Raw genomic sequence first — 12,887 nt, 5'->3', positions numbered from 1 at the left:
CTGATCGCACATTTTAGAGACATTAAAAACTCGCCTAAATAGAATGGAGAAAAATTATTTTGGATTGACCGATACCGGAAAGGTAAGGGACAACAATGAGGATACCTTCATTGCTGAAAGTACTACCGGAGTCGATTACATCATTTCCTGCGTCATAGATGGCGTAGGTGGATATGCCGGCGGTGAGATCGCCTCTGCCATTGCAAGGCAATCCATACTTCAGCGTTTAAGCAGCCCTTCCGGCGACTTGACGATGCTGATGAGGGAAGCTATTGTTGCGGCCGACGCGCAGATCATGGCCGAAAAGCAAAAGGTAAAGGAGCATGAGAGTATGGCTTGCGTGCTTACCCTTGCTGTGGTAGACCTGAAAAGAAATCAGTTCCATTACGCCCACGTGGGCGATACCCGCTTATACCTGCTGAGGGACAATTCGCTCGTAAAGATCTCCAAAGACCAGAGTTTTGTAGGCTTTATGGAGGATAGCGGCCGGCTCACTGAAGAACAGGCCATGAAACATCCAAAGCGCAACGAGATCAATAAAGCACTGGGTTTTGGATCAGGAATAGCCGCGCAGGAAGATTATATTGAAATGGGGCAATCCCCTTTTCTGCCGGGCGACTTGCTGCTGCTTTGCAGTGATGGCCTGTCTGATATGGTAAACCGCCAGGAGATCACTCAAATCCTGGTTAGGGATACTGAGCTGAAAACCAAGGCAGAAGAACTGATTGTTACTGCCAATAAAAATGGCGGGCTGGACAACATTACGGTCGTGCTGGTAAAAAATGACAACCAGTCGCTGGTTCATGAGGCCACAAAACCTTTGGCCAGACCTGAAAGAAAAAAGCAACAGCCGAATAAACCGGTGGTTCGCGAAACTGTAGAACAGGCTCCGGTTTCCACAGCTGCACAAGAGGCTCAGGAGATCAAACAGGAACAAAAAAGCAATAAAGGGATCATCACCCTGCTTTCTGTATTGTGCCTCGTTTTCTTATTGCTGTCGGTGTACCTGCTATGGCAGACCAGTCAGCAGTTGAACAACGTCAAACAGCACAGGCTTACCGCCGCTAAGAATATCCGTAATCCGCAGGAAGTAAAGCTACAGGACACGCTCAATAACCTGAAGGGCAATGTGCTAATCCTGACGGATTCCTTATTCAAATCGCCGATTATCCTGACTGAAGCTTTGCTGTTCAACAGGGACACTTTATTCATCAAGGCCAAAACCAATATGGTCCTTCAAAGTGATTCGGCTTTTAAAGGAAATGCCATTATCATTAAGCCTGCGGGGAAATACATTTTTCTTGAAAACCTGACTTTTGATCATTTTAACACAGCCATTTCATCTCAGAACAATGCCTTATTGCTCAAAAATGTGAGGTTTATCAATTGTCAGGCTGGAATTACAGCAGCCTATCAGTTTCCGGAAGGTAAGTTTGTAAATGGACAAATCACACGAAGTACTTTTAAAACAGATTCCCTAGCCAAACCATAGATGACTAAAATGCGCTTTTTTATTTTACTGATTACTGTTGTGCTGGGCGCTTTGTTCTACACGCTTTTCGGTCAGTTGCAAAAGGGTTTTTCGGATGTTGAGACCAGGCTGGAAAACGGTACAATGGTAAACCTGAATGAGAAGAACCCGGGTAGCCACATCAGGACATTGCTGGAAAAGGGTTATTACTTTGAGGATAAAAAAGACATTGCACTTATTGAAAAAGCAGTGACTGAAGGTGCTAAATCCTTTACTTCGATCGACAATATTGGGGAGCTGAATAAACGCCGCTTTTTTGTTGAAGCGGATTATGCTTTCAGCAATGGCGGTCAGAATTTTAAAAAGCGTGTAAGTGATTCACGCGCCTTGCTGGGATATACCGGTGACGACTCCCTAAGGTTCAAACAGGAAAGGAAGAACCCTCCTGCCCTGGATGCTGAGACTGATCTGAAAATGGGCAGCCATAGCATCAGCGGAAAGATCGTCAACAGTAAGGAGCAGCCAGTACAGGGTGTGCTGGTGAAACTGCAGATGATCCTGCCCCAGGACAGTGCCTATGCAGAGGATGAAGACGCTTACATGGAAGGTGACAGCAGGATTAAGAAAAAGAATTTAACAGCGTATGTGCGAACAGGCGCAGACGGGGGATATGCCTTCCGTAACCTGCCTGATGACAAGGCTTTTTCTGTATTGCCATTACAACCGGGATTCCAGTTTGGGAGGTCGCAAGGCGTACAGGAGCTGAGCAGCGATGCCAGCTTTACGTTTAAGCAAAGTCCGCATACCATCAGGTTATTTTCTGCCAGGGATTTTAAGATTCTTAAAAAGGAAAAATCACTGATCGTACGGACTCCTGAAGAATACAACAAATGGTTTGGCGTCATTGTGCTTAGCTTCTTTGCCGGATTTTTCCTGCTTCACCTGTTGATGAACTTCAAGTTCCCTCAGGCCGACCAGTTGATCCTTCCGGTGGTGATGCTGATGACGGGACTGTCATTCATTACCTTATTGAGTTTACAGGATCCGCTGAGGGATCGTTTCCTTGCCCGTGACTCGCTGGTCTTTTTTGGAATGGGAATCCTGGGAATCGCCATTATGCTGTTCATCAATTTCAGAAAGCTGACGGTAGACTCACGATTCTACCGGATGTTTGTACTGAGACCGCAGGTCAATGCCAAGGCAAATGGCTGGCAATGGGCGGCATTAGCGTTGGGATTACTGGCATTGACGATTGTTTTCGGCAGCGGACCAGAGGGCAGCGGTGTTAAAGTCAACCTCTTTGGTGTACAACCGAGTGAGATTGTTAAATATGGTATTATTTTGTTCCTGGCAGGCTTCTTTGCTACCAATGAGCGCTTCATCACAGAATACAGAAGCTGGCAGAAACGCTGGTATTTCTTTTCATTTGCATTGATCGCTATGGGTATTGCGATCCTGATGTACCTGATGCTTGGAGACCTTGGTCCGGCAATGGTGGTGTGTTTTACTTTCATCATCCTGTTTTCGTTTTCACGCGGGGATTTTATGATGATGTTGATCGCCATTCTGACTTATACTTTAACGGTATGGTTCCTGAACATATGGATAGCCTCTTTAATTACGGTAGTTCTGGTGGCCATTGTGATGTTTTTCAATAAAAAACAGACCAGTGAATCGGCCATTATGGTGATCATGATCATCGCAGGATTTTTACTGATAGACCAGATTCCTTACCTGGACAAGCTGATCCCCGGACCGGTAAACAGGCTGACGGAACGGAAGTCGATCTGGCAGGACCCATGGAACAATGAGGTTTACGGCGGAGACCAGGTAGCCAATGGTATCTGGGCAATGTCGAGCGGAGGTATCAGCGGACAAGGTGTCGGTGAAGGTTTTGCCAAGACCATTCCTGAGGCGCATACCGACATGATCCTCCCTGCAATAGGCGAAGAATTTGGCTGGGCTGGTATAGTAGGCATTTTTATATTGTTCCTGGTCTTCCTGAACCGTTCTATCATCATAGGCAGGCAAACGGGAACGCCGTTCTTATTCTATCTCTGTGCAGGGATAGGGATCAGTATGTTTGTACAGTTCCTGCTCATAGCAGGGGGGTCAACCGGTGCATTGCCGTTGTCGGGAGTAGCCCTACCCTTTATCAGTTACGGGGGATCTTCATTAGTAGCCAATATGCTGGCTGCAGGTATTCTGATGTCCGTGTCCCTGGTAAGGGGTTCCAAGTTGCAAATGGAATTCATTACCAAACAACAAGACAAAAACCTTGTACCCGCATTGTTATCGGCCAGTGTAGCGGTAGTTTTGCTAACAGTTACGGTATCCAAATACATTGCCAATAATAAAAAATGGGTAGTGCAACCTTCTTTAGTGGCCGACCGCAGTGGTGTGAGGATGTTCAGCTATAATCCACGTATTGCCATATTGATGAATAAACTGGAGGCGGGACAGCTATATGATAGAAAAGGCCGCATTCTGGCGACCAGTAATCCTGATTTTGTAAGAAAACAAAAGAATACCCTACAGGCTTCAGGGGTAGATTACAATCTGGATTCCGCCGTTCATAAACGTGTCGACAGGTATTATCCTTTTGAGGAGCAGGCCTTCTTCTGGACTGGCGATGCCAACACAGGGGTATTCAACGGAAGTACAAACGGCTACTTTGCGGAATATGAGCATGCTGCTGAACTTAGGGGTTTTCACACGCCAACAACTTCATTCAATACAAAAGCAAGTAAATATCAGGAAGACCGTTTCCTGCCACGCGGTGTGAAAGAAATGACGGTAAGCAAAAGGGATTATTCTGCGCTGGCACCTTTGCTCCTTTCCGGCATCAACAGCAGTGATGTACAAGCTTTTAAAAAGCGCAACAGAGATGTTAAGCTAACGATCGATGCAAGGTTACAGTCGACGATCCAGCACTCCATGATGCAGGATGACTCCCTGAAAAAAAGCCGGGTGTCGGTGGTGATCATGGAAGACAATACAGGAGATGTGCTGACCTCGGCTGTCTACCCGCTCCCACCGGTAAAGGACTGGGAACAACTGACCATGACTGCTGCGGAACAAAATAAACTATCGGGCTGGATGACGACCAGTGACCTGGGTTTCACCTATGCCACACAACCTGGATCTACAGCCAAACTGGCGACAACGATGGCTTCCTTTAATAAACTGGGACTGGCTGCGGCAAAGCAGACCTATCCGGTATATATGAACGAAAGGATCAGGACCAAGGGCATTGAACCGGATGAAACGGGTACAATTACGCTGGAAAAGGCAGTAGTGAAGTCGAATAACGTTTATTTTATAAAACTGGCCAACCAACAGCACCTGCAAGAGGAAATGGCCGATGTATATTTAAAAACAGGTATGTTTTTAAGAGGTGTTGGCGGATATTATTACGATCATCCTCAAAACAATGAGAAACAGGAGGAGAAGTGGAAGGAACTCTGGCGACGGACAGAGTTTAAGACCAAGCCTGCGTATGATCCAGCAAGGATCAGACGTACCCGTGCTAAGGGCATTTCCGGGATGTCCTGGGGACAGGGTGAACTGATTGCTACACCAGCATCTGTGGCGAGAATGGTTTCGGGGATCGCGAACAAGGGTACGATCATCAATAACAGGTATGTGCTGAAAATCAGTGATTCTGCGACTGCTATAAATCCAGGCATCAAGCTGGCTAATGATCCGCAGTATGCGGCACTCATGACCGATTATATGCTGAAGCAAAGTGCGGGAAAAACCTGGACATTGGGGATTACTGTAGCGGGAAAAACGGGTACGCCGGAAAGAATCTGGAAGGGCGAACGTATCAATGATGGCTGGTACACCTTTTTTGTACCGAAGCAAAGCGGACCAGGCCATATCGTAGTTTGTATCCGTATTGAAAAAACGAAGGGATCCAGTAAGGCGGTTTTATTGGCCGGACAACATGTGGTACCTGCCCTCTTAAAACTAGGGTATATTAAAGATTTTAAAACTGTGCTTGCAAAAGCCACTAAAACTGAAGAATGATGTTTAGTTTATTTAATAAAAACACTCCGGAAAAACCTCAGGATGTAAAAGCCATCAGGGAGGCCCTGATTGTCTTCATCAAGCAGGAACTGCAGAAAATGGAAGGTGGTGAAGGAAAACACATTAAAGGATTTCAGCTCTTCATCGCTTGTCCGCCAGTGGAACGATACATGTATGAGTCAGCAGTCTTCATGGAAGAGGAAGGCCGGTTTAAAAATGAACTGCAGCGCATAGCAGATGATTTTGCGATTGACCTGCCTGAAAACTGGAAAATGGAGATCTTTTTTGCCGATGAGCTGCCTCCCGAAGCGATTAAAGTACCACAGCTGGATGCCGCGCTTTACATCAAAACACCCGAACATGCGGTGGTTCAGAAATCCGGAACTGCTTACATCAGGGTATTGAACGGAGAGGCAGAACAGCCGGAATATACGCTTTCCTCTTCCTCGGGAAGGGTTAACATCGGCAGAGAGCGGCATGCCAAAGATGGTGAAGGTTTCATCAGGGAAAACAACATCGCTTTTCCGAGTGAAAGTACCAATGAAGGCAACAAATACATCAGCAGGCAACATGCGCATATAGAGTGGAACAATGATGCCGGTTCTTTTATGCTCTTTGCAGACGATGGAGGTGTACCGCCGCGTAACAAGGTGAAGATCAGGTCTGTGGGCGACCATAATCCGGTGAAACTTACCTTTACAGAATTGGGTCATGCCCTGCAGGAAGGTGATCAGATCATCCTGGGAGAATCAGCAGTGCTGGTATTCAGCTACACGAAAGATCAACACTAAATTTGCATTTGATTGAAAATTGAATTATAATGAACAACAATGGCTAAAGTATTTACAATAACAGAAGGACTGGAGAACATGGGTGCGCTGAGCACCGGCGGGCAAGGCTCTGTTTATAAGGGCAAAAGGATGGGTGCCATTCTTTCTGCGGTAAAGCTATTGCCGACACCCATACATGCGGAGAATGCGGACGACAAGAATTTCCGGGATTTTCAGAATGAAGTAGAGAAGCTCAAGAAGGTAAATGAACAGCCTTGTCCGAATGTGGTGAAAATCCTGAATTCCGGACTTACAGAGAGTGGTTCTCTTCCATTTATTGAAATGGAATACATAGAGGGGCCCGACCTGGAAGATTTATTGAAACCCCCGCATTCGCCTATTTTTACAATCAGAGAAACCATTAAACTGGCCGATCATCTCGCCCATGCACTTTCCCACTGTCATCAGGTAGGTGTGAAACATGGCGACATGAAAAGCAATAATGTAAAGTACAATGTAGATACCGGCAATTATGTATTGCTTGACTTTGGTCTGGCCGTGATGTCTGATGAAGAGCGCAGATCCAGTTTACGCCATGCCGGTGCAGTAGAGTTTATGGCGCCGGAGCAGCACAATGGGGAAATGATTTTCCAGTCGGATATTTACAGTTATGGCATCATCCTTTATGAGCTGCTGGCCGGTTCTGTACCTTTCCCATTGATCAATAAAACGGAGACTTCACGTAATATGGTGATGTTGTCTCATATCGAAAAGCAATTGCCCGATGTGATAGAACTCCGCAGCAACCACCTTCCGGTAAACTGGGATGAGGATAAACGGGAGAGAGAGATGAAAGTCCCTACCTGGCTCCTGCTCATCCTTTCTAAATGTCTGGAGAAAAATCCCGAACACAGATTTGCCAATGGGATGGAATTGTATGAAGCCATCTGCAGCAACAATGAAGGAATGCTGAGCAATGAGGAAGTAGCCCTGGCGGTTAATGATCTGCAAAATGAAAATGAGAAGCTGCGCAACCAGCTGAACAATTATAAGCGCCTGGCAAAACCTAAGATTCTGGCCGTTGCTGGAGTTCTACTTTTTGCGATCCTGGCCATATTTGCCATTAATTCTGCATTTGATAAGAAAGGTGAAGGGGATAACGTTGTAGAGAACGTGGCGGATAGTTTAAAGGCAGATAGTCTGAAAACCGTGAAACAGCCTGTAAAACCGCAAAGCAAGCAGGGCAATAAAGCAGCTGAGCAGGACAAAAAAAAAGAGGCGCCAAAAAAAAACACAAAGACAAAAGACGGATTAGTTGATGATGTACCGTATTTTTAAACAACAATTTAACCACACATTATGAGCAAGGTATTTACCATAACAGAAGGATTAGAAAACATGGGCGCATTGCGTACTGGTGGACAAGGTTCTGTTTACAAAGGTAAGCGAATGGGGGCAATCATCACCGCAGTTAAAATCCTGCCTACCCCTATTCATACAGAAAATACGGATGACCGAAGCTTCAGGAATTTTAAGAATGAAGTAGAGAAATTAAAAAAGGTAAATGAAATCCCTAATCCTAATGTAGTTAAGATACTGAATTCAGGACTTACTGAAAGTGGCTCATTTCCATTTATTGAAATGCAGTACATCGAAGGGCCAGATCTGGAAGAATTGCTGAAAGAACCCCATGCACCAATATTCACGATCCGGGAAACCATTAAGCTTGCAGATCAACTGGCCAATGCCCTGGCACATTGCCATAGGGTTGGTGTGAAGCATGGCGACATCAAAAGCAATAATGTAAAGTTCAATACCGATACGGGAAACTATATTTTGCTGGACTTTGGACTGGCGATCATGTCTGATGAACAGCGACGCAGCAGTGTAAGACATGCCGGTGCAGTTGAATTTATGGCCCCAGAGCAGCACGACGGAGAGATGTTTTTCCAGACTGATGTGTACAGCTATGGGGTAATCCTCTATGAGCTACTGGCAGGGGTTGTACCTTTTCCATTAAACAATAAAGGAGAAACCTCGAGAAACCAGGTGATGCTGGCACACATGGAGAAACCGGTGCCAGATCTGTTGGCACAACGCAGGAACCATTTGCCTGAAAACTGGTCGGATACCATTAAAGCAAGGGAAATGAATGTGCCCTCATGGTTGCTGCGCATCATTGAGAAATGTTTGGAGAAAACACCTGAAAAGCGCTTTGCAAATGGACAGGAGCTGCAGGAAGCATTTACGCACCACAGTACTGAACAGATACAGGCAACTCCTGTAGCTGCAGCCGTACAGCAGCCGGTGACGCCAGTTCCGTCGAACCCCGCCGATACCATAGCTGTTTCAAAACCCCTATTCTATGTAATGGTACTTTGCCTGGTGGCACTGGCCATGTTTGCAGTCTATTCCGCATTCTTAAACAATACCGATCAGAAGCAGATCGTTTATGCCGATACACCGGCGGTAACCCATCAGGATACTACTGCTGTTGTAGAAAATAACATTCCATTAGACACGACAACAATAAAACCCATCATCGTAGATACCACAGTTCAGCAAACGAATGTGGATAGTCTGCAGAAAGAATTTGAGCGCCAAACCGGGACTGCCGCCAAACCTGTTGTGCCGGCAACAAAGCCAACCATCGATCCGGTTGTATTTAGTGATGGTAAAAAATATCAGCTTCCGAAGGGCACATTGAATTTCTATGAAATGCCGGATGCCTCTGCCCCTAAAAAATCTATTTTTGGTTTATGGACAAATGCCAAGTTTAAGCAGGTAGATGAACAGAATGGTTTTATTTATGTGACGCATACCAATAATGATGGAGAGATAACCAAGGGCTGGCTGAAGATCGCAGACCTGAAAGAAATCCAGTAAAACCTGTTGATGTAATGAAAACTGCTCTTGATCATCGTTTCCCTTTGCTAAACACAGGTCGTGAAAAAACCTTGTTCATTGTGATGTGCACGATCTTCAGCTTTTTCTTCATCTATACCTTCGTGCCTTTTAACTTCAACACCTGGTATGACATCGGCAAGCTGTCGTTAATGAACATCATTATCGCATTTTCTGTATCTGCGGCCCTGACATTGGTATTTACTCAATTTTGCCTGCGGAAATGGCTTCACCTGAAAAACTTTAGCTATGGTCAATATTTCTTATGGTTCATAGGAGAAATTATGTTTTTGTCGGTAGTGATGACCTTTATCGACTGGCTCCTCAATAATCATCCTGCTATTTCTGTAGATTATTACCTGCTTACCTTTAAGTATACGCTGCTGATTGCCATCATTCCTTATGTCATCGGTCTGCTGATCTTATTTGCTGCCCAGCAGTACAGGCTGGCGACCAACCTTTCGATGAAGATCAAGGCCAATGTTTCTGCACTCGAGGCATTGCCTATCGAAGATGAAAAAGGCAAACTGATACTTAGCCTTCAGCCGCAGAATATTCTTTTCTTCAAATCAGAAGACAACTATGTAGATGTCTATTATCTCATAGGCAGCACAGTGAAAAGAGAACTGATCCGGACCACACTGAAGAAGATAGAAGAGAAATGTCAGCACAATGATCTGATCCGGATACATCGATCCTATACCATTAATGCAAGGAACATCTCGTCTTCAAAAAAGACAGCAAAGGGCTACATCATACAGTTTGATCAGGTTCCTGAATTACAGATTCCCGTATCTGCCTCCCATCAAAAACAGTTTGAGCAATACCTGAGCAACTAAGGGCTGTCCATTCACCCCATTATACCATAATTTCGTCCCAAACAGTCCCTTTTCAATGGAAACCTGGCTTTCTGCAATCTATATTGCGTTAACCAAATAGAACCAAACATGAAAAAACTGCTACTCTTATTTATTCTAAATTGTTGTGCATGGACAGCATTACATGCACAAGTGATCAGGGGGACAATTAAAAACAGCGCGACACAGGAACCAGCTTATGCAGTGTCTGTTCGCATCAAAAACTCCTCTGATGGGACGTATTCTGATGATAGGGGCCGCTTCCAGCTCAGCACTAAAAAGAAACTGCCGGTTACCTTGTTGATTTCATCGATAGGCTACGAGCCGAAAGAAGTAGAAGTACTGCAATTCAATACCTCTCTAGAGATCAGTCTTGATCCAGGTTCCATACTTGGGCAGGAAGTAGTAGTTTCTGCAAGCAGGGTGGTACAAAAGAAATTATCGTCGCCGGTTACCATAGAACAGATCAGCAGTAAAGAAATCACCAATTCGCCTCAGCTCAATTATATGGACATGATCCAGGGTTTGCGTGGCGTAGATGTTACGGTTTCGAGTATTGGCTTTACCAGTATCTCTACCAGAGGATTCAATACGAGTGGAAATACCAACTTTACGCAGATCGTAGATGGTATGGACAATCAGGCTCCGGGTTTGAATTTCCCGCTGGGTTCTGCCATCAGTCTGACCCAGCTGGATGTAGACAATATTGAGGTGCTTTCAGGAGCGTCATCAGCTTTGTATGGCTCCAGGGGACTAAATGGCACCATGGTGATGACAGGAAAAGATCCTTTTAAATACCAGGGACTGAGTGTACTGGTTACCCAGGGTGTAAACCATGTGAACAATAAGAACAATGGTGATCCGGTAGCCCCTTCCCCGTATTACGACTGGGCAATCCGATATGCAAAAAAGGTAAATGACAGATTTGCTTTTAAGATCAACTCTCAATATACACAGGCTAAAGATTGGGTAGCCAATGACTCTACCAACAAAAACGGCCCCGGCTCCAGATTTACTGACCCTAATTACAATGGGGTGAATTTTTATGGTGGTGCTACTTCTACGGACATCAATCCATTTCTGGAAGGCGCATTGGCAGGTGAGCCAGCCCTGGCCCCTATCATAGAACCCCTGTTGGCCAAGCCAAACTATGTAGCGAGGACAGGCTACCCCGAGTTTGGCTACCTGGACAATAAAGCACGTTTATTTAAGATCAATGCAGAACTGAGGTACAAGCTTAATTCTAAAGTCGAAGCCATCATGTCGGGAACCTATGGAACCGGAAACATTGTGTATACGAATGATACCAGGTACCAGTTGAAGGATTTTAAGGTTGGGCAGTACCGCCTGGAATTGAAGAGCGACAACTGGTTTGTGCGCACTTACACCACACAAGAGAATTCAGGCAGGACAGTGATTGCCGGGCCGACAGCTCAGTACATCAACGAATCCTGGAAAACGAGCTATGACGGCAATACAGGTGGCTGGTATCCTGAATACACAGCGGGCTTACTCAATGCATTGGCAAATGGTGCGAGTTTAACTGATGCGCACCTCGCAGCAAGGACATTCGCAGATCAGGGGCGTGCAGAATTGGGTAGTCCGAGATTTAACCAGCTAAAAGACAGCATCACCAATACACCTATCTCAGAAGGCGGAACGCTGTTCCTGGACCGCAGCAAGCTATACAATGCTGAGGCCCAGTATAACTTTAGTGACATGGTAAAATTCATGAGTGTCATTGCAGGAGTAAACTGGAGATTGTACAGCCTGAACAGCAAAAACACTTTGTTTCCAGATAAAGACAAACCCATCAACGTAAAAGAATACAGCGCGTATGTGCAGCTGGCAAAACGCCTGGCGGAAGATAAACTGAACCTGAGCGCTTCATTCAGATATGATAAAAATACCTTGTTCTCTTCGCCTAAGGTGACTTCCAGAGCATCTGCCGTGTATGAGCCTGTGAAAGAGAATTTCATCAGGTTTTCTTACCAGAATGCCTATAGCTTTCCTTCAAATATACAAGCTTTGCAAAATACCATGAGCGGCTATAACAGCTTCTCATCAGGTGGCTCTTCACTCCTGCTGAACGACAACTACCAGTTCGATAAATATCCGCCATATACCTTAGAAAGTGTATCTGCTTACCAGCAATCCAACGACCCCACTAAGCTGAAACGCTTTGAGTACAATGACATCAAACCACAGTCGGTGAACGCTTTTGAACTGGGCTATGCTGCACTGATCGGCAAAAGGGTATTGTTCGATGTATTGGGTTATTATTCAACCTGGAAAAATTTCATTGGCTATGCGAATGTGGCCAATACTCCCGGCACCAATGACGTAACCGCTTTTAAGGACCATAGCACTTACATCCAGTACAACATCGCTTTTAATGGCGGACAAATGGTGAACACTTATGGTTATGCAGCCAGTGTAAGCGTGGATTTAACCAATAACTTCCTTGCTAAGGTGAACTATTTCTCAGACCACATTAAAAACAAAAACAACAGCCAGATCAATAACTTCAATACCCCGAACTACCACATCAATATGGAACTTGGTAACAGCGGCTTTGGTAAAAAACAGGAATGGTCATTTGGTACTACTTTAAGGTATAAACCGGGGTATTACTATGTGGTATCTGGCGGACTGGCCGCAGGAAGGGTACCTACATCAGCAGTGATTGATGCTCAGGTGAGCTACAAACTGATCAAGGCACGTTCGGGCATCAGACTGGGTGCAACCAACATCACCAACAAATATTACTCTACCGGCGTCGCCAATCCTAATATCGGAGCCGTATACTATGTAACCTATGCTTATAACATTCTTTAAACACAAAACACATAT

The 12,887-nt window shown here is 45.2% G+C and carries 7 protein-coding genes; all 7 read left to right on the top strand.

Annotation, left to right across the window (positions count from 1 at the left end):
* Window positions 1-43 precede the first annotated feature (43 nt).
* A complete protein-coding gene (locus tag R2Q78_RS16510; RefSeq protein WP_316793643.1) occupies window positions 44-1,492 on the top strand; it encodes a protein phosphatase 2C domain-containing protein in 1,449 nt (482 codons plus the stop codon).
* Window positions 1,493-1,501: 9 nt separating this feature from the next.
* Window positions 1,502-5,503 (top strand): FtsW/RodA/SpoVE family cell cycle protein, encoded by a 4,002-nt coding sequence (locus R2Q78_RS16505; RefSeq protein ID WP_316793642.1) that lies wholly within the window; start codon window positions 1,502-1,504, stop codon window positions 5,501-5,503.
* Window positions 5,500-6,294 carry an FHA domain-containing protein gene (locus tag R2Q78_RS16500; RefSeq protein WP_316793641.1) on the top strand — a complete coding sequence of 265 codons (795 nt, stop codon included), beginning with the start codon at window positions 5,500-5,502 and terminating at the stop codon, window positions 6,292-6,294. The genes R2Q78_RS16505 and R2Q78_RS16500 overlap by 4 nt, the downstream gene beginning before the upstream one ends.
* A gap of 39 nt (window positions 6,295-6,333) precedes the next feature.
* On the top strand, window positions 6,334-7,611 hold the full coding sequence (locus R2Q78_RS16495; RefSeq protein WP_316793640.1) for a serine/threonine-protein kinase: 1,278 nt from the start codon (window positions 6,334-6,336) through the stop codon (window positions 7,609-7,611).
* A 21-nt stretch (window positions 7,612-7,632) separates the two neighbouring features.
* Window positions 7,633-9,159: a serine/threonine-protein kinase gene (locus R2Q78_RS16490; protein WP_316793639.1), complete on the top strand. Its 1,527-nt coding sequence runs from the start codon at window positions 7,633-7,635 to the stop codon at window positions 9,157-9,159.
* A gap of 14 nt (window positions 9,160-9,173) precedes the next feature.
* Window positions 9,174-10,016, top strand: a complete 843-nt coding sequence (locus R2Q78_RS16485; RefSeq protein WP_316793638.1) for a LytR/AlgR family response regulator transcription factor — start codon at window positions 9,174-9,176, stop codon at window positions 10,014-10,016.
* 108 nt (window positions 10,017-10,124) lie between these two features.
* Window positions 10,125-12,872 carry a TonB-dependent receptor gene (locus tag R2Q78_RS16480; RefSeq protein ID WP_316793637.1) on the top strand — a complete coding sequence of 916 codons (2,748 nt, stop codon included), beginning with the start codon at window positions 10,125-10,127 and terminating at the stop codon, window positions 12,870-12,872.
* The last annotated feature ends 15 nt before the right edge of the window (window positions 12,873-12,887 follow it).

The organism is Pedobacter frigoris (assembly GCF_032678645.1).
In the GTDB taxonomy this organism is placed as follows: Bacteria; Bacteroidota; Bacteroidia; order Sphingobacteriales; family Sphingobacteriaceae; genus Pedobacter; species Pedobacter frigoris_A.
This window is presented reverse-complemented; position numbering and strand designations above follow the sequence as displayed.